Genomic DNA, 23,098 nt, shown 5'->3' on the forward strand with positions numbered 1-23,098 from the left:
TTTAGGCTCCTTGCGCGGTCAGCGATATGTCAGAGACGGCCTGTGCCACCAAAGCGGGCAACACCCGCAGGCGGTACCAACCTTGGCCATCCACGGCGTCACGGCCCACAAAGTCCTGTGATGCGCGGGCGGCGGCGTGGGCGCGGATGCTGTCCGACGTCATCTTTTGATCGTCGCACAGCGCTTCCAAAGCGTGCCAGCGCCGCGCACGCTCTTCGACCGACCCCACGGCAATCCGCAGGTCATGCAGCGTGCCATCAGGGTGGATTGCCGCCGAGAGGCTGACCACCGCAAGCGGATAGTCCCCGGCCTGCCTTTGCATCAACCGCACATGCGCCGAACGTCTAGAAGTGCGGGGCACGGTGACGTGGTGCAGAATATGAGGCCTGTCGACAGGGGTGTTGAGGTAATCCTCAAGCGAGAGGGTCTCGCGGCCCGAGGAGGTTTCAAGCGTCACCTTTGCATTCAACGCCAGAAGGGCGGGGGCCAAGTCCGCAGAGTGAAAATCCCGCGTGCATAGGTTGCCACCTAAAGTGGCCATGCGGCGGATGGCGGGGGTCGCGGATTTGCCCGCCGCCGTGGCGAGCGCTGCCAGATCGGGCGCGCCGATCACCGCGTTGCATATGTCCTGATGGGTTGCCATCGCCCCCACAACCAGCACCTGATCATCGAGTGTGATGTCTGTGAGGTCTGGAATCTCTGCCAGCGATATAAAGGTCCGCTCACGCGCCTCGCGCATGACCCATGTGCCCCCGGCCATCACGGTTGCCGTCTCTCCCAAACGTGTCAGGAGATCGAGCGCCTGCGAAACGCGGGTCACTGAGATCAGGCTCTGCTGTGGTATCTCCATCATGTCCGTCATCTTTGTAAGAGCGGTCGATCAAGGGCGTGCGGGCCTGCAACGGCCCGCGCACAGAGTGGGGTTAGCGACCGCGCATGATCATGCGGTAACGCATCTGGTCAAAGATCACCGCGAGGATCAAAAGCCCGCCCAAAAGCACCATCTGCATGTAGGAGCTGATCTGGGCGAGGTTCATGCCGTTTTGTACCATGACGATGAAAAACGCGCCCAGGACCACGGTCTGCACCTTGCCGATCCCACCTCTGAGCGAGACACCCGCGATGACACAGGCGGCGATGGATTCAAGCGCCATCGAGCCACCCAAATTGGCCTCGCCGCTTTCCACCCGCGCGGTCAGCAACAGCCCGGTCAGCGACGCGATCAGCGAACAGAGAATGTAAGACACCATCAAAGTGCGCTTGGTGTTGATGGCCGAGAGATGCGCGGCCTTGATATTGCCGCCGACGGCGTAAATCTGTGTGCCCAAAGGCGTGCGCGACATCACCAGCCACATCACCACGATACAGATCGCGGCGATAAACACCGGGACCGGCACGCCGAACCATTTGCCAAAGCCAAACGTGTCGCCAAAGGCAAAGGGCAGGCCGGACACCGGCACGCCCCCGGTGAGAAACAGCGCAAGTCCTGCGCCCACAGAGGAGACACCCAGCGTCATGATAAAGGGCGAGACCTCGAAATAAGCCACACCGACGCCATTGACGAGACCCACCAGCAGGGCGGTGAACCCCCCCGCCGCGATCCCGATCAAAATCGCCAACCAGATCGCATCGGGCATCACGCCCGCCGCCCATGTCATCGACACGGCGGAGACGACAGAGGTCAGCGCAATCGCGGTGCCAACCGACAGATCAAACCCGCCAGAGACCAAAACCAACATCTGTCCCAAGGAGACCAAAACCAGATAGACCGATTGCCGCGCCACATTGACGAGGTTTTGCCCGGTCAGGAATTTCGCGGACATCAACGAGAAAACCACCAAAGCGATGGCCAAAAAGAACGGCAAGACGCCGACCCGCAAAAACAGTTTGCGCAGAACGCCGGAGGTGTCAGCAGATGTGGGTGCAGTTGTCATAGGGTCGGTTCACTTTCAACAAAGAAGTGTTTCAAAACAGTGTCCTCGGTGGCATCAGCCCGCGCCAATTCGGCGGTGACATGGCCATGTGCAAAAACGAGGAGACGGTGAGACAGGTTGATCGCTTCGGGCAGATCGGAGGAGATCACGACCACGGCCTTGCCCGCCTCCGCCAGCGATTTGATCTTGAGATACAGCGCGGCGCGGGTGCCCATATCGACGCCCACGGTCGGCTCATCAAAGATGTAAACATCGGCGTCTTGGCCAAAGGCCTTGCCAAACAACACCTTTTGTTGGTTGCCACCCGAAAGCTGCGAGACATATTTGGTGCGGTAATCATGGGGCAATTCGACGCGATCCGCGATCTCTGCGACCCGCTCACGCACCACGCGCCAAGTGATCCATCCGCGCTTGGACGCGGTGCCCGAGGTCACCACATTCAGCCCGAGATTGTCATTGGAGGTCTTGGCCAGATCCAGCCCCTCGGCCTTGCGATCCGGCGACAGGTAATACAGACCACGGCGGATGATCTCGCGGGTCGAAAGATGGGTGATGTCCTGGCCTTTGAGGATGACGGTGCCCGTTTGATGCGCGGTCAGCCCCATCATGGCGCGGAAAAACCGCGATTTGCCGCAGCCAACCAGCCCCGCCACGCCCAGAACCTCACCCGCCCGCAGGCTCAGGCTGCTGGGGGCCACGCCGGGCGTCGACAGCCCGTTGACCTCAAGCACGACCTCGCCGGGCATGGTCGCAATCACCGGATAAATTTCCGCAATCGCGCGTCCGGTCATCATCTCGACCAAATGCGCCTCATCTGTATCCGTCATGGCGACCGTGCCGATTTTCGCGCCATCGCGCAGAACTGTGACCCGATCGGCAATGCGGGCGAATTCCTGCATCCGGTGGGAAATGTAGACGATGCCAACGCCCTTGGCCTTTTGCTGTTGGATGAAGGCAAACAGGTGATCGACCTCGCGGTCGGTCAGAGAGGCGGTCGGTTCATCCAAGATCAAGACCTTGAGATCGCCGTGAAACGCCTTGGCAATTTCAACCATCTGTTGCTGGGCGCGCGACAGGGAGGCGACCTGTGCCGAGGGGGAGAGGGCAAAGCCCAACGTGTCGAAAATCTCTTGTGCGCGTCGGCGCATTTCGCCGTGATCAATCAAAAATCCGGCGCGCGGCTCTTGGCCCAAAAACATGTTTTCGGCCACGGTCAGCGTCGGGATCAGCGAGAATTCCTGAAACACAGTATAGACGCCATGGGATTTGGCGCGCGCCACCGTGTCGAAATTCATCGTATGACCGTCAAGGTAAATCGCGCCTTCAGAGGGCGATGTGGCGCCCGCGAGCATGGAAATCAGCGTCGATTTCCCGGCACCATTTTCGCCAAACAACACATGAACCTCGCCTGCATTCAGGTCAAAATCCACCGCATTGAGGGCGCGCACGCCGGGGTAGTCCTTGGTCAATCCGTGGGTGGAGAGTAGGGGACGGGGCATAGTGGGCCTCCAAATGGGACAGTGGACCGGGACACATCTGCCCCGGCCCGAGATCAAAGATCAGCCGTTATTCGACGGAGAACACCGGGCGGAACCCATCCGGCGGCAAGATCGCATCGCGCGCCACCGAGCCGATATTGTCGCCATCGACGACAAAGATTTTCGGACCCACATGTTTGATGTAATCCTTGCCTTCGATGAGGCGGACAGCTTGGTCCACGGCGATCCGGCCCTGAATGACCATCGAATCCGCCGGAGCAGCGGCGATCATGCCGCGTTGGATGCCGGTATAGACGCCCGGTGTCATGTAAAACGCCAAAAGGCCGATCTCATCGGTGAGGCCACGTTCGCGCAAAAGACCCTGTGCCGCTTCGGCGGTGACCGCCGTGCCTGCGAGGTATTTCACGTCGGGGTTGGATTGCAAAACGTCTTCGACCAGCTTGAGCTGTGCCTCTTTGCCGGTGTCGCCATAGCGCGGTTCCAACACTTCAACAGCCGAACCTTCGATGGCGGTCATAAAGCCGGTGTTGGCGGCCTCGACCCAACCAGCACCCGCAGGTCCGGGGAACCAACCGACCTGAACCGGGTCCGTGCCAGCGGGATGTTTGTCCGCCAGATATTTGCCGGTTTCAAAACCCATCGTGTAGAAAGACACCAAGGATTTGGCGGAAATGTCCGGCGAGGACACACCGTTGATCACGTCGATCACCGGGATGCCTTTGGCGGCCACTTCGGAAATCACGCTGTTGAGGCCGTCATAGGAAATCGCCCCGATGATCACCGCATCCGCGCCGGAGGCAACGCAATCTTCGATCTGGCTGACCTGTTTCGACAGTTCGGTATAGCCGCCCGCCTCGACAAGGTTCATTTTGACGCCAAGACGTTTGGCTTCTTCGGCCACGCCGTAATCCACGCCAAGCCAATAGGCGTCTTTCATATGCGGGAAAGACACGCAGATGTTATAGGCCTTATCGGCTTTCTCAAGCGCTTCATAGGTCACCGGAGTGGAGGCGCCGTCGGTGGAAAAGGCGGGGGTCACCTCTTCGGCCTCATAGGGATACCACGCATCGGCGAGCGCCGGGGTGGTGAGCATGGCGGCAAAGGCCACACTGGTCAAAAGGGCATGTTTCATGGATCTGACTCCTTGTTGGGTCCATCAGTTGAAATGCGGTCATTGCCGCGTTTTTATTATGAAAGGGGAGCGGGTGCTCCCGGTCGGCATCAGGCCCCTAAGCGAGGGCCTGACGGATGTCTGCGAGCATGGTTTTGCGCGCGGCGCGTGCTGCCAGCGCCTCGTCCATCTTGACACGTTTGAAGGTGACGGGAGTGTTGGGCTGCAATTGACCGATCAGGTCCATATCCGCCGAAATCACCGCGCCCAGGGTAAAATAGCCACCGCCCGAGACCGCATCGCGGTGCAACACGATGGGCTCCAAGCCGCCGGGCACCTGAATCGAGCCATAGGAATAGCAGCCATCCACAATGTTTGAGGGATCGGAGCCTGCGCCAAAGGGTTGCGGACGATCGACAAATTCCATCGGAGTGCCACCACGGAACCGATACCCCATGCGGTCGGCTTCGGGCGCGACCACCCATGCATCATCGAAAAACGCCTTTTGGCTTTTCTCGGTCAGACGGTGCCAATAGAGCCCGGTCAACACCCGCAATACGGCGGGGGTGCCGGGGCGGCGGCGGAGCGCCAGGGGAACAGAGCGCCCCTCCGCCACCACCGCGCCAGTGCCAACCGGGATCGCATCCCCGGCGGCCACGGCGCGCCCTTCGAAACCACCCAAGGCTCCGATGGGATAGGTGGAGCGCGACCCAAGCGCAGGCTCGGTCGCGATGCCGCCGGAAACGGCAATATACAGCCGCGCACCGGCTTTGAGAAAGCCAAAGGACAGCACTTGACCGGGTTTGACGGTGAACGACGTCCATGTCTCGCGCGGATCCCCATCAAGCATCATCGGGATGTCGGCACCTGTGACGGCGACGCTCATCTCGGCTCCGAATTTGATCTCCGGCCCCATGAACACGGCTTCCAATCCCGCCGCGCCCTCGTCATTGCCGACCAAAAGGTTCGCGGCCCGCAGCGCCAAGCGATCCATCGCGCCGCCTTCGGGAATGCCAAGATGAAAGTAGCCGGGGCGGCCAAGATCCTGAACACTGGTTGCAAGTCCCGGTTTGATGATCTCAAGCGTCATTGAGGGCCTCCATCAGCTTGGCGTTGAAACCGGTCATGTCGGCGTTGAACGCGTCGAGATCAAATTTGACCTCGGCAATGCGCGGCGCATAAGTGCCCGCCTCAACCTCTTTGACGATCCGGTCGTAGTCTGTGCGATCAATCGGTTTCCATTTGACGATGTCGCCGGGGCGGAAAAACACCATGAAATCGCTCAGGTAGCTGGTCTTTTGCTCCGGGTCATAGATCGGCATCGGTGTGATCCCGAACATCTGATAACCACCGGCACCACGCACCGAATAGATGCAGGAAAAACACCCGCCATAGCCCACGGTCAGTTTCGGCGTATCGGTCCGGGGCCGTAGGTATTTTGGCACCTCAAGCTGTTTGTCGCGCTCGACCAGTTGGTAGAGAAACGGCAGACCCGACACAAAGCCCACCATCGAGACGAACCAAGGTTGGGAATGATGCGCCTCGATAAAAGCGGCGACGCTGTCATAGCCGTTGATCTTGGCGGCATATTCCAAATCCGACCCACTCGGATCCTGGTGGCGTTCGCGGAACCGCATCAGGGTTTCATGGGTCCACGGGTCTTCATAAAACACCGGAATTTCGATGATCCGGGTCTCAAGGCGTTTCTCTTGCGCCTCCGCCTCGTGTTCCAATTCCTTGATCTTGGCCATGATGGCGTCAGGGGCGATGACATCGGGGTCAAACCGCACCTCAAAGGAGGCATTCGCCGGGCAAATCTCGGTCACGCCGGGGATATTCGCGGCGCGCACCAGTTTGCTTAAGGACAGGCAGATAAAGAAGGCATCCAGAGACATTTCATCGTCGATCTCGACATAGATATGTTCGTCCCCGCCATAGCTGTAACGCGTTTTCATGCGGCGTCTCCTTTGGTTGCGATCAAATGTCCGGCGGCCAGCCACGGTTCCAGCCATTGGGTGTGAAACGCGCCTTTGCGCACCTCAGGGTCGGCCGCCAGCGTAAGGTGCAGCGGCACCGTGGTTTTCGTGCCGCCGATCTCCAATTCGGTGAGGGCGATGACCAATTTATCAATCGCCTCATTGCGGGTCGGGGCATGGACAATCACCTTGCCCAACAGCGAGTCATAGAACGGCGGGATTTGGTAGCCCTCGGAAAGGAAGTGATCAAACCGCACGCCTTCGCCGTTGGGCTCGACCAGTTTCGACACCACGCCGGGCCATGGCATGAATTGCATGAACGGATCTTCGGCACAGATGCGCACCTCGATGGCGTGGCCTGAGCGGGTGATCTGATCTTGGGTCATCGACAGTTTGGCCCCGCCGCAGACATTGATCATTTCCGCCACCAGATCGACGCCGGTGAGCATTTCGGTGACCGGATGTTCGACCTGAATGCGGGTGTTCATTTCGATGAAGTAAAACGCGTTGGTCGCCTCATCATAAAGGTACTCAAGCGTGCCCGCGCCACGATAATTCACCGCCTTGGCCAACGCCACGGCAGAGGCGCAAAGGGCTTCGCGGGTCGGTTCGTCCAAACAGGCAGCTCCGGCTTCTTCCCAGACCTTTTGCCGACGTCGTTGCAGGGAACATTCGCGTTCAAAACAATGCACCGCAGTGTCGCCATCGCCCAAGATTTGCACCTCGATGTGGCGCGGCGACAGGATGGCGCGTTCGATATAGAGGCCACCGTCGCCAAAGGCAGCTTCGGCTTCGGCCTTGGCTTGCGGGGCGAGGGTTCTGAGCTCTGCCTCGTTCGACGCGATGCGAATGCCGCGCCCGCCGCCACCCGCTGCGGCTTTGATCATCACCGGATAACCGATCTCGGCGGCCACTTTCAGTGCGTCCTCGACGTCAATCCGCCCCTCGGAGCCGGGCACCACCGGCACACCGGCAGCTATTGCCGCCTGACGTGCCGCGACCTTGTCGCCCATACGCTCGATCGTGTCCGCGGTGGGACCGACGAAAATCAACCCGGCGGCTTCGACAGCGCGGGCAAAGCGCGGGCTCTCGGACAAAAAGCCGTAGCCCGGATGGATCGCATCCGCACCTGTATCCTTGGCGGCTTTCATCACGGCCTCGATGTTCAGATAGCTGTCTTTGGAGGGCGCAGGGCCGATACAGATGGCCTCGTCGGCCAGCTTGACCGCCAGCATATCGGTGTCAGCTTCGGAATGGGCCTGGATCGCGTGGATGCCCAACGCTTGCGCGGCGCGCACGATCCGCACGGCAATCTCGCCTCGGTTGGCAATGAAAAGACGTTCAATAGCCATCAGATCACGCAAGCTCCGCAAGCACAGCACCGGCGGTCACCGGGGCGGCGTCGTCGATCATGTATTTGACAAAGGTGCCCTCAACTTCGGAGGTCACAGCGATAAAGGTTTTCATCACTTCGACCAGACCGATGGTGTCGCCAATGGCCACCGCATCGCCGGGGGATTTGAACACCGGCTCCTCGGGGGAGGGCTTGTGATAAAATGTGCCGGGGAGGGGGGATTGAATGTTGCTCATGGTCGTTTCCTGTTGGTTTAGCTCTGTTGGCTTAGGCGGTTTCAAGCACGGCGGAGGCCGGTGCAATATGGATGCCGTTTTCGGTCAGAGTGGCGCGGATGGCGCGTCCGATGTCCAGAGCGCCCGGCGTGTCGGAGTGAAAGCAAATCGACTCGAACGCGATGTCGATATCTTTGCCCTCAACCGTGGTCACTTTGCCCTCAAGACAGGCGCGCAGGCACTTTTGTGCAATCGCCTCTGGATCGGGTCGGCCAACGCGGCGGGTGAAAACAATCGCACCGTCAGTGCCATAGTCGCGATCGGCATAGAATTCGCGCACCACTGGGTGACCCAGCCGTTTGGCGACCTCGTAGGTCTTGGACACACCCATGCAATAGATCAAAAGATCGCCGCTGATCGCGCCAAGGCTTTCGATCATGTGGCGTGACAGCTCTTCGTTGCGCGCGGCCTCCATGTAAAGCGCGCCATGCGGTTTGACGTGCTGAAGCCGGATGCCGTGGCGGCGGCCAAATTCACGCACCGCGCCGACCTGATAGATGATGTCGTTGACCAATTCTTCGTGGGTGGTCTGGATGAAGCGACGGCCAAAGCCCTGAAGGTCGCGATAGCCGGGATGCGCGCCAAGCCCGACGCCGTAGACCTGGGCCAATTTGATCACCCGATCCATGGAGTTCGGATCACCGGCGTGAAACCCTGCGGCGATGTTGGCCGAAGAGATCAATGCCATCAGATCTTCGTCGGGCGCTTCGCCCAAGACCCAATGGCCAAAGCCCTCACCCATGTCGCAATTTAAATCGATGATCTTCTGCATGACTGGTCCTTGTTCTCTGTGGAACCAGCATTTTCCAAATTGAGTCTGTTTGTAAAATTCAGAATTCAACTATAGCATTATCTAATTTTCCAAATTCAAAATTTCAATTCAGATCAGATTTTGCGCGAATTTGGGCAAAAATAGGCAACTTCGAAACGACTGCAACAGTCATTATTCTGTTTTTGAGATAATGCTAAGTTCAAAAATTGAATTTCCGAATTCATTGGGCATCCTCTACACTGACATCGAAGCACCGCGCCAAGGTGTTCGGAAAATCCGAAGAGGACGGTCCTGATGAATCTGCGCCAATTGAAATATTTCCTCGCCACCGCCGAGTTGGGTCAGGTCAGCCGTGCCGCCAGTGAGTTGTCGATCTCGCAATCCTCGATCACGACGGCGATCCGCGAGTTGGAACAGGAAATGGACACCATCCTGTTTGTGCGCACGGCGCATGGGATGGAGCCGACCGCATCGGGGCGCGAACTTGTGGGGGCGGCGCGCGACGTGTTGGAAAAGGTCAATATCGCGCGCAACATCGGCCAAGGTCGATCCGAGATTGAAGGCACCATCAACATTGCCGCCACCTATACGGTGATCGGCTATTTCCTACCCTTTCATCTCGACCGCCTGACCCACCGGTTTCCAAAACTCGACATTCGCATCAGCGAGCTGAACCGGGAGAGCATCGAAGAGGGGTTGATGACAAATCGCTTTGACATGGCGGTTTTGCTGACCTCGAACACCGCCAATCCCGAACTTGAGACCGAAACCTTGCTGCGCTCGCACCGCCGCCTTTGGGTGCCGCAAAACCACCCGCTGCACCAGCAGGGCCGCGCGACATTCGAAGATATTGCGAAAGAGGATTACATCATGTTGACCGTCGATGAGGCGGCCAATACGTCGATGAAATATTGGGGGCCAACCGGGCTGACGCCCAACATCAAACTGCGCACCTCTTCGACCGAGGCGGTGCGTTCCATGGTCGCCAACGGGCAGGGCATCACCATCCTCTCGGATATGGTCTATCGGCCTTGGTCCTTGGAGGGGCGCCGGATCGGCACGGTCGCGACCGACCGCGAAATCCCCTCTATGGATGTGGGTTTGGCGTGGCGTCGTACGCAGGACATGAGCGAGCCTGTTCGGGTATTTTACGACTACTTTATGGATGCATTCCTGTCGCCGCAAATGTCGCAACTCGCCGGGCGCAGTTAAGGGTGGCGACCCGTCAGAGTCGCCGCACGTTGCGGTTAGGCCGACAGACGTTGCCGCACGAGCGTGACCCAATAAGAACTGCCCCAGCCAATCACATCGTCATTAAAATTATAGGCCGGGTGATGCAGATTGGCCGACGGTCCATTGCCGATATTGATCATACAACCCGGCACTTTGTTCAGCATAAAGGCGAAATCTTCGCCCCCCAAAGTGGGCGTCATATCCAACGTCACATTCTCCTCACCGGCCACCGCGCGCGCGGCTTCGGCGGCAAATTCGGTCTCTTGCGCGTGGTTCACCAGCACCGGATAGCTGCGTTTATAGTCCAGTGTGCCGACACAGCCATGTCCGGCGGCGATATTGGACACGATCTCACCGACCCGGTGTTCGACATGATCCCGCAGCGCCTCATTCATCGTGCGCACCGTGCCTTTGACGGTGATCTGTTGCGGGATGACGTTATGGGCGTGGCCGCCCTCAATCGCACAGAGCGACACAACATGGGCGTCAAACGGATCGACAGAGCGCGCGCTCATGCCGTGGATGGCCTGAATGATCCCGGCAAGGGCCGGAAACGGGTCAATGCTTGTGTGCGGTTCGGCGGCGTGTCCGCCTTTGCCGGTGATGGTGATGGTCAGTATGTCCACGGCGGCCATAATCGGCCCCGGAGCGGTGGTGAATTTTCCCACATCGAGCCCCGGCATATTGTGCATGCCGTAGACCTCATCACAGGGCCAACGCTCAAACAACCCGTCTTCGATCATCGCCTGCGCGCCCGCGCCGCCCTCTTCGGCGGGTTGGAAGATCACGATCACCGTGCCGTCAAAGGCGCGCGTTTCTGCCAGATGTTTCGCCGCGCCCAGCAACATGGTCGAATGGCCGTCATGCCCACAGGCGTGCATTTTCCCCGGCACTTTCGAGGCATAAGCCAGCCCGGTTTCTTCCAGAATTGGCAGCGCATCCATATCGGCGCGCAGTCCAATCATCCGCCCGGAGATATTGGTTTTGCCGTGGATCACACCGACCACGCCGGTCTGGCCCATCCCCTCGACCACCTCATCCACACCCGCCGCGCGCAGAGCCTCGGCCACTTTCGCGGCGGTGCGATGGACCTCGTACAAAAGCTCGGGGTTTTCGTGCAAATCATGGCGAAATGCGATCAAATCCTCGATCTCGCGCGCCACCCAATTTTCAATCGCCATGTTTTATCCTTTCGTCATTTTATATCGAAAATCACAATGGCTCGCGCCTTTCATGATCGTCTGTGTCCGGGTCAATTCGATCTTCGGGTTATAGCCGACGCAAAAATCGCCATCGCGATTGCAGGACAACAGATGCCCGATGTCGCCCAGCCCCATGTCCTGATACATCTCCGCATAGCGACAGCGCGTGACGTTAAAGGCCATTTGATCCGGCTCAGTCACCAGGACATCCATCTCAAGCGCGTCTTCTTTGGTCCAGTTCGGCAGAATATCGGCAAAATCCGACAGGTTCGGCGCATGGCCCAAATCTTCGGCCAGGGCTTTGCCCTGTTCAATCGCGGAGCGCGAGCAGGTCTCGCCAATCACCGCTTCCGCCTCTTCGCGGCCCGCGCGTTCGGTAATTACGTCGAGCACATGTTTGAGGATCATCGCTTCAATGCGGCGGCGTTCGAGGATGGGGAGGTCTTTCATTGCGTCACCTTTGCTCATAGTTTCGGCTCCTGACGGTCTTTGCGTTGCAACCATGTCAGATAGAGCGGTGCAACCCGGCGACCAATGGCATGAAACGGCAGTGGATGCGGCTCGGTGACCGGCAGGGCCAGCCCGCGCTCATCCTCGCCATCCACGGCCCGCGCGATCTCGCGGCCCAAAGCATTGCCAAGCGCCACGCCGCGCCCGTTACAGCCAATCCAGGTCCAGCCATTCGGACCCAGTTTGTGGACCCGCGGAAAGCGGTCCCAATTCATCGACAGATAGCCGGACCAGATATGCGTCATTTTCGGCGGCGCGAGCTGTGGGAAACTGTCGGCCAGATTGGCCGCGACCTTGCGCGCGATCCGGGCCTCAACGTCGCCACCGCCAAGGATCGCCCCGCCGGTGATCAACCGATTGCGCGCATCATAGCGGAAAAACCGCAAATCGCCACGCGTGTCAGACACCGCCTGACGCCCCGGCAAAAGCGTGGCGCGCAAATTGTCCGAGAGCGGTTCGGTGGACATTTGCCACGAATGCACCGGGATGATGGACCGTGCCAAACGCTGCGCCAACCCGGGGGACAATTCGCCGGTGTAGGCATTGGTGGCAAGGATCAGCGCGCGGGCTTTGACCGTGCTTTTGACTGTGCCGTGGGTGGTTTTGACGACCCACTCCGCCCCGGTATGTGCATAGCTCTCCACGCGGGTTTGTTCAAAAATTTTACCGCCGTGGCGCTCTACCGCCCCGGCCAGTCCGCGCGCCAAAGCCAGCGGGTTGATATGTCCGCCCGAAGGCGCCAACATCCCGCCGTACCAATGATCCGTGCCCATCAATGCGGTGGTGGCGGCGCGGTCAAGGTATTCGACCTCAAGCCCAAACCGCGTCCAGGCCTCCACCCGCTTTTGGCTTAATTTGGTGCGTCCGGGTGAGTGCGCCGGTTGAAACCACCCGGTTTGCTCCGCTTCGGCCTCAATCCCCTCATCGCGGATTTTGTCAAACAACATCCCCGCAGAAGCCCCGATCAATTCGGCAAATTTGCGCCCGGTCTCGCCAAAGCGCGCCACCCACATATCGGGTTCGGCGGCGGTCAGTGTGGGGATCACTTGGCCGTTGTTGCGCCCCGATGCGCCCCAGCCCACGGCCTGACCTTCGAGCACCACAACATCGCGCCCGGCCTTGGCCAGATGCAGCGCGGCAGACAAGCCGGAAAAACCGCCGCCGATGATCACGGTGTCGGTCTCGATCGGGCTGCTCAGGGGCGCGTTGGGCGGACGTTTGGGGGCGGTGTCGGCCCAAAGCGAGGGCGGGAAGGAAACGGGGCTTTGCATTTTGGGTCTTTCGGTAGTGTGATAGGTAAATTCTACGGAATGGGCGTTTTGGCGAATAGGTTTCTATGGTTTGCGGAAACGTGGGTCTGTACTGAGAGGCAAAAGAGGCGAGGCGATATGAGCGACACAAGTTTTGATGAGATTGACCAACGCATTCTCGACATTTTGCAGGTGGACAGCGACCTGCCGATTGCCGAGGTGGCGGACCGGGTGGGGCTGAGCCCGACACCGATTTGGCGGCGCATCAAACGCATGGAGGCGGCGGGGTTGATCCGGGGTCGGGTCGCTTTGATCGATCAAAAACTGGCGAATGTGCCGATGACGATTTTCATCGGCGTGACCGCGCCGCGTCACGCGATGGAATGGTTCACGCAGTTTCGCGCGCTGATCGAAGACATCCCGGAAGTGGTCGAGGCCTATCGTCTGACCGGGGCGACGGATTACATCATGAAGGTCGTGGTGCCCGACATTGCCACCTATGACGTGGTTTACCAGCGGATGATCGAAGAGGTGGAATTTTCGACGGTGAACTCGTCGATCTCGATGGAGGAGTTGAAATTCACCACCGCCGTTCCGACCAAATACCTGTGATTTGGGCGGCTGGGGCAGGGGCATAGGGTGCCCCTGCCGATATGTCGGATGTTTAAGCGGTCTCATGGACGTGGCCGCCCAAATAGGCCTCCGCCACACGCGGATCATTGGCCAAAGCCGAGGCGTCGCCTTCGATCACGATCTTGCCGTGTTCAATCACCGAAGCCGTGTCCGAAATCCGCAGCGCGGCTTTGACGTTTTGTTCGACCAACAGCACGGCATAGCCCTCAGCGCGGATTTTCGACACCAGCTCGCAGATAAAGCCCACCAAGCGCGGGGCGAGGCCCAGCGAGGGTTCGTCCAAAAGCAACACTTTGGGTTTGCGCATCAACGCCCGCCCAATGCAGAGCATCTGTTGCTCGCCGCCCGACATCGACCCGGCCTGTTGCTTCAGGCGCTCTTCGAGACGCGGGAACAGGGCCAAGACATGATCCAATTCCTGCCGCCCCAGTGGCCCAGCCCCGATCACAAGGTTTTCCAACACGGTCATGTTGGAAAAAATCTGACGGCCTTCCGGGGCCTGCATGATGCCGCGCTCAACGATCTCGTGGCTTTTGAGCTTGGAAATGTCTTCGCCTTCCAAAAGGATTTCCCCGCCCGTGGCGTGATAAATCCCGGAGATACAGCGCATCAGGGAGGTTTTGCCCACCCCGTTGGCGCCCAGCACGGATACGATGCCCTGCTCCGGCACGGTGACCGAAATGTCGTGCAAAATGTCCTGAATGCCGATTTTGAGCGACAGGTTTTTGATCTCAAGAATGTTGCTCATCCCTCATCTCCCCCAAGGTAGGCCTCTAACACGCCGGGGTCTTGGCGCACCACTGCAGGCACGTCATCGGCGATTTTACGACCCGAGGCGAGCACCACAAGCCGTTCGCAAATGCCCATGACCAGCCCCATATCGTGCTCCACCAACATGATGGTCAGCCCCTCTTTGTTCAGCCCGGTGATGAAGTGCGCCAGTTCCGTGGTCTCGGAATCGTTCATGCCTGCGGCAGGTTCGTCCAAGATCAAAAGATCGGGTTTCATCGCCAAGGCACGCGCGATCTCAAGGTATTTGCGCTTGCCGTAGCTGAGGTTGGCGGCGAGGTCATCGGCATGATCGGCCAAGCCCACCCGTTCCAACATCTCATAGCTGCGCTCCGAGATGTCTTTTGCCCGCGCCTTGCCGCCGAAGAGCGAGGAGATAGGACCGACGCCAATCATCCCAAGTGCGCCGACGGAGATATTGTCGAACACGGTCATGTTCGGAAACACCCGCAGGTTTTGAAAGGTGCGCGACATGCCTTTGTGGGCGATCTTATGCGCCGACAATCCGGTGATGACCTCGCCCTTAAACCGCACCTCGCCAGAGGAGGGTGGCGTGAAGCCGGAGATCAGGTTGAACAGCGTGGTTTTCCCGGCACCATTCGGCCCGATCAGGCCAAACAGCTCGCCTTGATGGACCTGTGTGCTGACATCATCGACCGCTTTGAGGCCGCCAAAGGCGCGGGTCAGATGGTCGAGTTCGAGAATAGCGGTCATTTCCAACCGATGCCTTTCTCGCCTTTTTTGGCGGCCCAGCCTTGGCCAAGGACACGGCGGGCAAAGTTGAGGGCGGAGACTTCGCCGAACAGACCTTTGGGCAAAAACAGGATGGCGGAGAACATCAGGACACCGACGATGATGTTGCGAATATCCCCAACCGAACGCAGGGCTTCGGGCAGAAGGATCAACAACAACGCGCCGATCAACACCCCCGGAAGGCTGCCCAGACCGCCGACCACAACCATGGTCAGGATCAGGATGGATTGCGAAAAATGGAAGTCATTGGGCGAGATGTAGCCCGTGGTGTAGGCCCAAAGCGCACCGGCGATGCCAGCGAAAAAGGCAGAGATCACAAAGGCTTGGATTTTCATCACGGTGACATTGATGCCCATGGCCGAGGCGCATTGATCGTCTTCGCGCAGGGAACGCAACGCATTGCCATAATAGGAATGGCTGAGCCGGTTGAGCACGAGGATAGAGATCGCAACGATGCCCGCGACGACATAGTAGATGCCCAGATCACTGTCGATTTCTAAGCCAAACAGGTTGATGCCAGAGAACAACATCACACCATTCGGCCCGTTGGTCAGGCCAACCCAATTGAGAAACACCAGATAAAGCATCTGACCAATGCCCAGCGTGGCAACGGCGAAATAGATCGACATCAGGCGCATGGTGGGCAGGGCGACCAAAAAGGCGATGGCGGCGGCGGACAGGCCCGCAAGCGGCAGGCCAAGGGTGAAGCCAATGCCATGATTGGCCCCCAAAATCGCTGCCACATAGGCCCCTACGCCGTAAAGCGCGGCATGACCCAAGTGCAGCAGTCCAGCCACCCCGGTGACGAGGTGAAGCGAGGCCGCGAGCAACATGAAAATCGCGGCGATGGTGGCGATCTGATAGTAGTAGCCTTTGTCAAAACCGACGAGCAGCGCCGGGATCAGGGCAAAGGCCAATACGAGCAGGCCGAGTTTGATGAGGAGCGATTTAGACACGTTCCCTCCTTGCGCCAAAAAGGCCTTGCGGGAAAAAGATCAGGGTCAACAAGAGGAAGGCATAGGCCACCATGTCGGACCAAACGGAGGGCATGAAGCTGGTCGAAAGGCTCTCGGACAAGCCCAAGATGATGGCGGAGATCACAGCGCCGGGCACGGAGGACAAGCCGCCCATGACCATGGCAACAAAGGCCTTGATGCCGGGCGTAAAGCCCATTGAGGGGAAGATCGCGCCGTAATACAGACCCACCAAGATGCCCGCGAGCGCGCCCATGGCGGAGCCGATGACAAAGGTGATGATGATGGTGCGGTCGGTGTTGATGCCGCAATATTTCGCGCCCAACGCGTTGTTTGAGACGGCGCGGATCGACAGGCCGATGGGACTTTTTTTCAGCAACCATTGCAAGCCGCCGAGCATCAGTAACGTGACGCCCAAGATGATCAAATCGCCGTTGACGATGGTGATCGGGCCGATGTGGATCGGTTTGTTGATCAGATAGGCCAGATCGACGGTTTGGAATTGTGAGCCAAAGACCATCTCCATCGCTTCGCGGGCGATGATCGACATGGCGAGCGAAGACATCAGCGTGGCCTCCCGCATGGCGCGCGATTTCAACGAGGCCTCATCCGAGAAGCGGCGGAACGGGCGAAACGCCATACGTTCAAGGCCAAACCCGGCCAAGGCGCCCGCAGCCAATGCGATAAACAGCACCACCAAAAGCGGCGGTCCAAAGGCCGAAATTGCCATAAGCCCGGCAAAGGCACCGATGGTGTAGACCTCGCCATGGGCAAAGTTGACCACGTTCAACACGCCGAAAATCAACGTAAATCCGATGGCCATAAGCGCGTAGATCATGCCCAAGGACAAACCGATGGCCAATTGTTGCAGGATATAAGGATCGAGCACGTCGTCCCCCTTTTTGGTATGGTCCCCGCCCGGTCAGCCCGGAGGCTGTGCGGACGGGGAGAAGGGTTTATTCGACTTCGACAAACACGCCGCCCACTACGGAAGCCTTGGTCAGCTCCTTCAGCGGTTCGCCGTTTTCATCGAATGTGGTGTTGCCGGTGACGCCCGGAAAATCACTCGTGGCGGCCACAGCATCGCGCAGGCTCTCGCGGGTGAGATCCGGGTAGGCTTTGACCACGGCGGCCAACATGATGTTCACCGCGTCATAGGCCTGTGCCGGGAACTGACCGGGGGCGTGATCATGGGTTTTGTCCCATTCGGTGACGAAGTCCTGAACATTCGCATCCATCCGCGTCGGCAAGAAGGTCGCGGTCAGCAACAGGCCTTCGGCAGCCTCGCCCGCCAATTCGATCAACTGGTCATTATAGGCCGCCGAGGTCGAATAGATCGGGATTTCGGCGTCAAGCTGTGCCATTTGTTTGAGGAACTGCGCGCCATCTTCATAGAAGAAGCCGGTGTAGACCGCGTCGGGTGCCTGATCTTCGAGCTTGGTGATGATGGAACGGAAATCGGCCAGACCGCGGTTGAAGAATTCGGTGTAAACCACTTCGCCACCGGCGGCTTCAAACGGCTCGACAAAGCCTTTCGCCACGGATTGACCCCAGTCGGTTTGCTCCGCGATCACCGCGACTTTTTTGATGCCTTTGTCCATCATCCACTGGGCGTTCACGGCGCCTTCTTGGTCTTGGGTGGTGATGTTGCGGAACTGCCATTTGGAGATTTTGGCAAAATCCGGGTGCGACGCGGTTTGCGACAATTGCACCATTCCGGCTTTTTTATACACCTGAGCCGCGGCCATCGACACGGTCGAGGTGAAATCGCCCAAAACGCCGACGATCTCTTTGTCATCGACAAATTTGCGCGCGATGGTCACGCCCTCTTTGGCGTCAGAGCGCGAATCCTCATAGATGATTTCGACCGGAACAGGCAGCGCGCCCGAGGCGTTGAATTTGGTCAATGCGATCTCTGCCGCATCTTTGAAATCCTGACCATATTGCGCGGTGTTGCCGGTGAGCGGCAGTTGGTAACCGAGTTTAACACTGTCTTGGGCAAAGGCTGCGACCGGGGTCAACGCGGTGGCAGCAGCAAGCAAAAGTGCCGTTCTGCGTGTGAGTTTCATGGTGAGTTCCTCTGTTGGTCGGAAGGGTGTTTGAGTGTGAAAGAGCCCGGTTGATCCGGGTCTGAGGGTGTGGACTTTGGCGGGCTTATTCCACCGCCACGGGGCCGGGTTCCACGATCAGGCGGCAACATCCGGTTTGGCCGGGTTTCCAGGTTTCGCCCTTAAAGGTAAACCCTGCCGCGCCAAACATGCCCGCGTCAATCGCGCCCGCCGCACGGCAGAGCATCTCAAGCTCTTCGCCCTCGCGCCCGGCGGCTTCCCAATTGTCTTTGAGTGGGCAGCGGTGAAACTGAATCTCCATCCCCTCAGCGTCGCATTTGCGCAGCTCAGGCGCAAACAGGTGATCGCGGCAGGGAATGCCAGCCAGAAACTGTTCGGTCAGAGCTTCGATATTGGCGGGGCCATGCGGTTTGAGCTTTTGCCCCATTTCGGCACCAAGGCGGTAGGTGGCTTCGCCCATCAATTCGATGGTCTTTTCCGGGCCAAATTCTTCGCGCAGCACATCGAACATGTGCATATAGAATTTGGCGCGCATCGCGTAAGCGCCGGACAGTTGTTCCAGAGTGATTTCGGGGGCGTCGGTCATGTCGGTCTCCTGTGGTCCATTTATATCGGCGCGCCTCACGGGCGTGTTTTCGATCAAGCCGGGGGATGAGACACCACATCCTGTGGCATCCAAAACCCCCGCAGAGCTTCGCAATTCGGCTCAAAGACGGGGCTGTGTTTCAAAGCGGGACGGTCCCGCGCAGCGGCCAGCTCGGCGGCGAGCGTAAGAAACATGTCCCGTTGCGCAAAGGGTTGGCGTTTGGTTGGGGTGTCGATCCTCCAGAAGCCTTTGAGTGTGGCGGGGGTGTTGGCCGCACCGTTTTTATGTCGCCAAAGCCCCTGAGCCACATCCACATCATAGTCCGAAAGGAAGCGCAATCCATTGTTACATATAAACAAAATCGAAGATATGATGTAGTCAACCGTCTGCGCGTCAAAGAAGTAGTTGAACCCCAGCCGCACCCAGCCGGGCCGCATCAGGCTTTTGCCCTGCGCAATCGCGGCCTCATAGGCGGTGGCGGTCTCTTGCGGGATATGCAGCAATTCGTGACCATAAGGGCCAGCACAAGAACAGCCACCCCGCGCCTGAATGCCAAACAGATCGTTGAGCAGAGCAACGACATAACCATAATGCAGCATTCGCCCTTCACACGAGATGTTGAAGGACAAAACCCCAAGCCGATCCGTGTCCAGTGGCCCAAGAAGACTCAGACCCGGCGCGGTGGAGAGGCGGGCAAAGGCCTCGCGCATCATCGCGCGTTCGCGCCGTTCGATCTCGGCTGATCCCACCGCCTCTTTCAGCGCCATGACGGCCCCTGCGCGGATGTCGCCGACGATGCCGGGCGTGCCCGCCTCTTCGCGCCGTTCGATGTCGCGCACATAGGTGTGGTGGCCTGCGGTGACATAGCTCACCGTGCCGCCACCTGTGACGCCGGGGCGGGTGGAGGTGAACAGCGCCTTCTCCGCCACCAAAACGCCAGAGGCACCGGGGCCACCAATGAATTTATGCGAGGAATAGAAAATCGCGTCGATCCGCGCATCCGGGTCCGTGGCGTCAAGGGTCAAAGACATGTCGACATAGGGAGCCGCAGCGGCGAAATCACAGACGAAGCGCGCGCCATGTCGGTGCAGCAGCGTCGCGATGGCTTTCAGATCTGAGCGCACGCCGGTCACATTGGAAGCGGCGGAGAAGGCACCGATTTTAAGGACCTCTTCCGGGTGGGCCTTCAGGCGTTCGGCCAGATGGGCGAGGTCGATTTGGCCCAAAGCGTCAAGGCCGATACGCTCCATCACTGCGCCGGTTTCGCGCCAGGGCAGATCGTTTGAGTGGTGCTCATAGGGGCCGACAAAAACCACCGGAGCGTCGCCCGCGCGCACTTTGGCCTCAATGTCCATGCCGCGCACCAGCCGATCCACCGCCGCCGTCGCGCCATTGCCGGTGAAGATCACCACATGGTCGTTGGTTGCGCCAAGCGCATCGGCGATGATGCGTCGCGCCTCTTCGCGCAGGGCCGTGGTTTCGCGCCCGGTATAGGAGGTCTCGGTGTGGGTGTTGCCATACACCGGCAGGGCGATGTCCGTGATGGCCGCTTCGATCATGCCAAGCGAACGCCCCGAGGCGATGAAATCGGCATAGACCAAAGGGCGTGGGCCATAGGGGCCGGGGATGGCTTGACCCTCGCCGATGACGCTGTCGCGGATTCGCGTGATCAAATCCTCTTTGGCATCGAGGTCAAAGGTGACCTCTGTCTCAGGATGTATCGGAGTTGCCGCAGGGTGGACCATCGTCAAAAGTTCCTCGCATGATCTTCATGTGCCACCGGGGCTTGCGTTGATGTCGGGCATGCCGGTGATTTGAGGAAAAAGTGACACCTATTCGTCATATTGAGCAATAGATTTCTAGTATTAGTCATAAGAAAGCAAAATAAATCTAGTATATGTAATTTTTGAGGGGGGAACAGAGCGGTAAATTTGCAAGAATGGCGATTTCGGAGAAAAATTTTCGACAGTTTCAATCTGTTGAAGAAAGCCCCGTGTTTCTGATGCCTGTTTTAACGGCAAAATGAAAACGAGGAGGCGCAGGCCTCCCCGCCTAAATCGTTCTTAAACCGCATAAAAACTGGGCTAAATGGCGATGCGGCACCAGACACAGTCATGATCTGCCAGAGGCCGACCTGTGGCGTCGAGAGAGGTGAGAATCCCCTTATCCCGGCTCACCAGATCGCGACCGGCCAGCCAATCGAGCTTCATCACCCGCTCCGGGTGCGGCGTGATCAGAGAGGGGCGTGTGGTCATGCCCTCGGCGGTGAACTCCCAACTGTAGCCTTGCTCTTGGCCAAGGGCAAAAAGCGTCTCTTTGCGCCAATCGAATTCTGGCGGCATGTGATTGCCGGTGTTGAGATCGCCACCAATGAGCACGGGCATATTCGGTGCAAAGTCCTCCACCGCCTTGAGCAAAATCTCAAATTGCGCGTGCCGATGCACGGGGCCCGCGTTGCTTTCAAGATGGGTGGAGACGACGCAAATCGGCCCGCGTTCCGTCGGTACAATCGCAGCCAGTGCCATCCGCCCGCCCAAACGCGGTTGATCCGGGTCGGCGCCGCTGTCGGTGCTGAACCAATGGCCATGATCATCCAGCCGGATCAGCGTCACCGCCTCAAACGGCACAGAGGACAGGATCGCGTTGCCATGCCAACCGAGTGCATTGAAATCATCGGTGCAATAGGCCCGCTCGGTCGCGCCGCCCAAATCCAACTCATGAAACTCGACGCCAAAAGCGTAGACCATGCCCAAAGCCTCGGCCATCTCCGCCGTGGTGTGGCGCTGGCCGGTACGGGCCATGCCGTGATCGACCTCGGAGAGCAGGACCACGTCAGGGGCGAGCGCCCCCAGATGCGCGGCAGTGTCGGCGGGGAACAGGCAGCGTTCGACATTCCATGCCGCAACCGTGATCTCGGCGGGCAGGGCGGTACGGGTGGTTTGGCCTCCCAATTGCACCGCGTTCATCGCCATCACATCGGCCATCAGCGCGCGATGGGCCTCGGCGGTGCGCGGCGCGGCAAGAAGCGCGCTGCGTTGTTCGGTAGTGACGGGGGGGAGGCGATCCAACAGCGAAATCACGCCTTGCTCTCCACCGTGGTGTTGGATCGCGCCTGCGGTGTCGCCTTATGACGCACATCCATCCGTTTGCCGGTGTCCGGGTGAAACAGGCACAGATGCGAGGGATCGCAGGACAGCCGCAGTGGGCCGGTTTTGGCGGCGATCTCTTTGGCCAGATGCACGGTCAGCTGTTGTCCTTCGACGCGCCCATGCAACAAACGATGCGCGCCAAGTTCTTCGACCAGATCGACCTCCATCGCAATCGGACCTTTGGCGTCGATGAACAAATCCTCAGGCCGCAGGCCAAGCGTGACCGGGCCGCGATGATCCACCGTCATTGGCACGTCAAGCCCGGCAAAAGACAGGATGCCCTCTGACAATTCGCCCGCGACAAGGTTCATCGGCGGAGCGCCCATGAAAGAGGCGACAAAGGTCGAGGCCGGGTTGTGATAAATCTCGGAGGGCGTGCCGATTTGTTCGATGCGGCCCCCGTTCAACACGATGATGCGGTCGGCCATGGTCATGGCTTCGACCTGATCATGGGTGACATAGATCGAGGTGACACCAAGGCGACGTTGCAGCGCCTTGATTTCGATCCGCATCTGATTGCGCAGTTTCGCGTCCAGGTTGGAGAGCGGTTCGTCAAACAGGAACAGCGCCGGATCGCGCACGATGGCGCGGCCCATGGCAACACGTTGGCGTTGCCCGCCCGAGAGTTGACTGGGCTTGCGATCAAGGTAGTCATTGAGGTTGAGCATCGCCGCGGCTTCGGCCACTTTCGCGTCAATTACGTCTTTCGGTGTTTTACGGTTTTTCAGGCCATAGGCGATGTTTTTGCGCACACTCATATGTGGGTAAAGCGCGTAGTTTTGGAACACCATGGCGATGTCACGATCCGCGGGATCGACGTCATTGACGATGCGCTCCCCGATGGAGAGCGTCCCTTCGGTGATGTCCTCAAGCCCTGCGATCATCCGCAACAACGTGGATTTGCCACAGCCCGAGGGGCCAACGAGGACAACGAATTCGCCATCTTCGATGTGGAAAGAGGAAGGGGTCACGGCCTCTGCGCCGTTGGGGTAGATTTTGCGGACAGAGTCCAAGCTAACCTGAGCCATA

Annotated in this window: 23 protein-coding genes; 2 read left to right on the forward strand and 21 right to left on the reverse strand. The window is 59.0% G+C overall.

Features of this window, described 5'->3' with window-relative positions:
* Nucleotide 1: 1 nt before the first annotated feature.
* The 9 genes from B30_RS10945 to B30_RS10985 all read right to left on the reverse strand — a co-directional run bounded on the left by B30_RS10945 (nucleotide 2) and on the right by B30_RS10985 (nucleotide 8,921).
* Nucleotides 2–853 carry an FAD binding domain-containing protein gene (locus B30_RS10945; protein ID WP_009572132.1) on the reverse strand — a complete coding sequence of 284 codons (852 nt, stop codon included), beginning with the start codon at nucleotides 851–853 and terminating at the stop codon, nucleotides 2–4.
* Nucleotides 854–923: 70 nt separating this feature from the next.
* The gene (locus B30_RS10950; RefSeq protein WP_009572133.1) at nucleotides 924–1,934 is read right to left on the reverse strand and encodes an ABC transporter permease; all 1,011 of its coding nucleotides are present in this window, start codon (nucleotides 1,932–1,934) and stop codon (nucleotides 924–926) included.
* Nucleotides 1,931–3,433 carry a sugar ABC transporter ATP-binding protein gene (locus tag B30_RS10955; RefSeq protein ID WP_040402269.1) on the reverse strand — a complete coding sequence of 501 codons (1,503 nt, stop codon included), beginning with the start codon at nucleotides 3,431–3,433 and terminating at the stop codon, nucleotides 1,931–1,933. The genes B30_RS10950 and B30_RS10955 overlap by 4 nt, the downstream gene beginning before the upstream one ends.
* Nucleotides 3,434–3,500: 67 nt before the next feature.
* A complete protein-coding gene (gene torT / locus B30_RS10960; RefSeq protein WP_009572135.1) occupies nucleotides 3,501–4,565 on the reverse strand; it encodes a TMAO reductase system periplasmic protein TorT in 1,065 nt (354 codons plus the stop codon).
* Nucleotides 4,566–4,662: 97 nt separating this feature from the next.
* On the reverse strand, nucleotides 4,663–5,634 hold the full coding sequence (locus tag B30_RS10965) for a biotin-dependent carboxyltransferase family protein (RefSeq protein WP_009572136.1): 972 nt from the start codon (nucleotides 5,632–5,634) through the stop codon (nucleotides 4,663–4,665).
* The gene (locus B30_RS10970; protein WP_009572137.1) at nucleotides 5,624–6,499 is read right to left on the reverse strand and encodes a 5-oxoprolinase subunit B family protein; all 876 of its coding nucleotides are present in this window, start codon (nucleotides 6,497–6,499) and stop codon (nucleotides 5,624–5,626) included. The genes B30_RS10965 and B30_RS10970 overlap by 11 nt, the downstream gene beginning before the upstream one ends.
* A complete protein-coding gene (locus tag B30_RS10975; protein WP_009572138.1) occupies nucleotides 6,496–7,872 on the reverse strand; it encodes an acetyl-CoA carboxylase biotin carboxylase subunit in 1,377 nt (458 codons plus the stop codon). The genes B30_RS10970 and B30_RS10975 overlap by 4 nt, the downstream gene beginning before the upstream one ends.
* Nucleotides 7,873–7,876: 4 nt before the next feature.
* Complete coding sequence (locus B30_RS10980; RefSeq protein WP_009572139.1) at nucleotides 7,877–8,110, reverse strand: acetyl-CoA carboxylase; 234 nt, start codon at nucleotides 8,108–8,110, stop codon at nucleotides 7,877–7,879.
* Between the two features lie 31 nt (nucleotides 8,111–8,141).
* Entirely contained in the window at nucleotides 8,142–8,921 is a 780-nt protein-coding gene (locus tag B30_RS10985) for a 5-oxoprolinase subunit PxpA (RefSeq protein ID WP_009572140.1), read from the reverse strand.
* A gap of 294 nt (nucleotides 8,922–9,215) precedes the next feature.
* On the opposite strand from B30_RS10985, the gene B30_RS10990 reads away from it, so the two are divergent.
* Complete coding sequence (locus B30_RS10990; RefSeq protein ID WP_009572141.1) at nucleotides 9,216–10,133, forward strand: LysR family transcriptional regulator; 918 nt, start codon at nucleotides 9,216–9,218, stop codon at nucleotides 10,131–10,133.
* 35 nt (nucleotides 10,134–10,168) lie between these two features.
* Here the strand turns inward: B30_RS10990 and B30_RS10995 are convergent, their stop codons facing one another.
* The 3 genes from B30_RS10995 to B30_RS11005 are packed head-to-tail and all read right to left on the reverse strand — an operon-like array spanning nucleotide 10,169 to nucleotide 13,137.
* Nucleotides 10,169–11,335 (reverse strand): M20 aminoacylase family protein, encoded by a 1,167-nt coding sequence (locus B30_RS10995; RefSeq protein ID WP_009572142.1) that lies wholly within the window; start codon nucleotides 11,333–11,335, stop codon nucleotides 10,169–10,171.
* A gap of 3 nt (nucleotides 11,336–11,338) precedes the next feature.
* Nucleotides 11,339–11,824 (reverse strand): L-2-amino-thiazoline-4-carboxylic acid hydrolase, encoded by a 486-nt coding sequence (locus B30_RS11000; protein ID WP_009572143.1) that lies wholly within the window; start codon nucleotides 11,822–11,824, stop codon nucleotides 11,339–11,341.
* A complete protein-coding gene (locus B30_RS11005) occupies nucleotides 11,821–13,137 on the reverse strand; it encodes an NAD(P)/FAD-dependent oxidoreductase (RefSeq protein WP_009572144.1) in 1,317 nt (438 codons plus the stop codon). The genes B30_RS11000 and B30_RS11005 overlap by 4 nt, the downstream gene beginning before the upstream one ends.
* 117 nt (nucleotides 13,138–13,254) lie before the next feature.
* Here B30_RS11005 and B30_RS11010 point away from each other — a divergent pair, with 117 nt between their 5' ends.
* Complete coding sequence (locus B30_RS11010) at nucleotides 13,255–13,728, forward strand: Lrp/AsnC family transcriptional regulator (RefSeq protein WP_009572145.1); 474 nt, start codon at nucleotides 13,255–13,257, stop codon at nucleotides 13,726–13,728.
* A gap of 52 nt (nucleotides 13,729–13,780) precedes the next feature.
* Here the strand turns inward: B30_RS11010 and B30_RS11015 are convergent, their stop codons facing one another.
* The 9 genes from B30_RS11015 to B30_RS11055 all read right to left on the reverse strand — a co-directional run bounded on the left by B30_RS11015 (nucleotide 13,781) and on the right by B30_RS11055 (nucleotide 23,097).
* Nucleotides 13,781–14,497 carry an ABC transporter ATP-binding protein gene (locus B30_RS11015; RefSeq protein ID WP_009572146.1) on the reverse strand — a complete coding sequence of 239 codons (717 nt, stop codon included), beginning with the start codon at nucleotides 14,495–14,497 and terminating at the stop codon, nucleotides 13,781–13,783.
* On the reverse strand, nucleotides 14,494–15,252 hold the full coding sequence (locus tag B30_RS11020; protein WP_009572147.1) for an ABC transporter ATP-binding protein: 759 nt from the start codon (nucleotides 15,250–15,252) through the stop codon (nucleotides 14,494–14,496). The genes B30_RS11015 and B30_RS11020 overlap by 4 nt, the downstream gene beginning before the upstream one ends.
* Complete coding sequence (locus B30_RS11025; protein ID WP_009572148.1) at nucleotides 15,249–16,247, reverse strand: branched-chain amino acid ABC transporter permease; 999 nt, start codon at nucleotides 16,245–16,247, stop codon at nucleotides 15,249–15,251. Before B30_RS11025 ends, B30_RS11020 begins: the two co-directional genes overlap by 4 nt.
* A complete protein-coding gene (locus B30_RS11030) occupies nucleotides 16,240–17,154 on the reverse strand; it encodes a branched-chain amino acid ABC transporter permease (protein ID WP_009572149.1) in 915 nt (304 codons plus the stop codon). Before B30_RS11030 ends, B30_RS11025 begins: the two co-directional genes overlap by 8 nt.
* Before the next feature lie 67 nt (nucleotides 17,155–17,221).
* Complete coding sequence (locus B30_RS11035) at nucleotides 17,222–18,334, reverse strand: ABC transporter substrate-binding protein (RefSeq protein WP_009572150.1); 1,113 nt, start codon at nucleotides 18,332–18,334, stop codon at nucleotides 17,222–17,224.
* An 85-nt stretch (nucleotides 18,335–18,419) separates the two neighbouring features.
* The gene (locus B30_RS11040; RefSeq protein ID WP_009572151.1) at nucleotides 18,420–18,920 is read right to left on the reverse strand and encodes an L-2-amino-thiazoline-4-carboxylic acid hydrolase; all 501 of its coding nucleotides are present in this window, start codon (nucleotides 18,918–18,920) and stop codon (nucleotides 18,420–18,422) included.
* 53 nt (nucleotides 18,921–18,973) lie between these two features.
* Nucleotides 18,974–20,665 (reverse strand): aminotransferase class V-fold PLP-dependent enzyme, encoded by a 1,692-nt coding sequence (locus B30_RS11045; protein ID WP_009572152.1) that lies wholly within the window; start codon nucleotides 20,663–20,665, stop codon nucleotides 18,974–18,976.
* 339 nt (nucleotides 20,666–21,004) lie between these two features.
* On the reverse strand, nucleotides 21,005–22,000 hold the full coding sequence (locus B30_RS11050; protein WP_009572153.1) for an endonuclease/exonuclease/phosphatase family protein: 996 nt from the start codon (nucleotides 21,998–22,000) through the stop codon (nucleotides 21,005–21,007).
* Nucleotides 21,997–23,097 (reverse strand): ABC transporter ATP-binding protein, encoded by a 1,101-nt coding sequence (locus B30_RS11055; RefSeq protein WP_009572154.1) that lies wholly within the window; start codon nucleotides 23,095–23,097, stop codon nucleotides 21,997–21,999. Before B30_RS11055 ends, B30_RS11050 begins: the two co-directional genes overlap by 4 nt.
* Between the last annotated feature and the right edge of the window lies 1 nt (nucleotide 23,098).

This window comes from Celeribacter baekdonensis B30, from assembly GCF_000299875.1.
Classification (GTDB): domain Bacteria; phylum Pseudomonadota; class Alphaproteobacteria; order Rhodobacterales; family Rhodobacteraceae; genus Celeribacter; species Celeribacter baekdonensis_A.

What these genes read in the sequence shown, in the direction of transcription:
- B30_RS10945 (WP_009572132.1), bottom strand. Translation starts at nt 853, where the DNA reads ATGATGGAGATACCACAGCAGAGCCTGATCTCAGTGACCCGCGTTTCG.
- B30_RS10950 (WP_009572133.1), bottom strand. Translation starts at nt 1,934, where the DNA reads ATGACAACTGCACCCACATCTGCTGACACCTCCGGCGTTCTGCGCAAA.
- B30_RS10955 (WP_040402269.1), bottom strand. Translation starts at nt 3,433, where the DNA reads ATGCCCCGTCCCCTACTCTCCACCCACGGATTGACCAAGGACTACCCC.
- torT (WP_009572135.1), bottom strand. Translation starts at nt 4,565, where the DNA reads ATGAAACATGCCCTTTTGACCAGTGTGGCCTTTGCCGCCATGCTCACC.
- B30_RS10965 (WP_009572136.1), bottom strand. Translation starts at nt 5,634, where the DNA reads ATGACGCTTGAGATCATCAAACCGGGACTTGCAACCAGTGTTCAGGAT.
- B30_RS10970 (WP_009572137.1), bottom strand. Translation starts at nt 6,499, where the DNA reads ATGAAAACGCGTTACAGCTATGGCGGGGACGAACATATCTATGTCGAG.
- B30_RS10975 (WP_009572138.1), bottom strand. Translation starts at nt 7,872, where the DNA reads ATGGCTATTGAACGTCTTTTCATTGCCAACCGAGGCGAGATTGCCGTG.
- B30_RS10980 (WP_009572139.1), bottom strand. Translation starts at nt 8,110, where the DNA reads ATGAGCAACATTCAATCCCCCCTCCCCGGCACATTTTATCACAAGCCC.
- B30_RS10985 (WP_009572140.1), bottom strand. Translation starts at nt 8,921, where the DNA reads ATGCAGAAGATCATCGATTTAAATTGCGACATGGGTGAGGGCTTTGGC.
- B30_RS10990 (WP_009572141.1), top strand. Translation starts at nt 9,216, where the DNA reads ATGAATCTGCGCCAATTGAAATATTTCCTCGCCACCGCCGAGTTGGGT.
- B30_RS10995 (WP_009572142.1), bottom strand. Translation starts at nt 11,335, where the DNA reads ATGGCGATTGAAAATTGGGTGGCGCGCGAGATCGAGGATTTGATCGCA.
- B30_RS11000 (WP_009572143.1), bottom strand. Translation starts at nt 11,824, where the DNA reads ATGAGCAAAGGTGACGCAATGAAAGACCTCCCCATCCTCGAACGCCGC.
- B30_RS11005 (WP_009572144.1), bottom strand. Translation starts at nt 13,137, where the DNA reads ATGCAAAGCCCCGTTTCCTTCCCGCCCTCGCTTTGGGCCGACACCGCC.
- B30_RS11010 (WP_009572145.1), top strand. Translation starts at nt 13,255, where the DNA reads ATGAGCGACACAAGTTTTGATGAGATTGACCAACGCATTCTCGACATT.
- B30_RS11015 (WP_009572146.1), bottom strand. Translation starts at nt 14,497, where the DNA reads ATGAGCAACATTCTTGAGATCAAAAACCTGTCGCTCAAAATCGGCATT.
- B30_RS11020 (WP_009572147.1), bottom strand. Translation starts at nt 15,252, where the DNA reads ATGACCGCTATTCTCGAACTCGACCATCTGACCCGCGCCTTTGGCGGC.
- B30_RS11035 (WP_009572150.1), bottom strand. Translation starts at nt 18,334, where the DNA reads ATGAAACTCACACGCAGAACGGCACTTTTGCTTGCTGCTGCCACCGCG.
- B30_RS11040 (WP_009572151.1), bottom strand. Translation starts at nt 18,920, where the DNA reads ATGACCGACGCCCCCGAAATCACTCTGGAACAACTGTCCGGCGCTTAC.
- B30_RS11045 (WP_009572152.1), bottom strand. Translation starts at nt 20,665, where the DNA reads ATGGTCCACCCTGCGGCAACTCCGATACATCCTGAGACAGAGGTCACC.
- B30_RS11055 (WP_009572154.1), bottom strand. Translation starts at nt 23,097, where the DNA reads ATGGCTCAGGTTAGCTTGGACTCTGTCCGCAAAATCTACCCCAACGGC.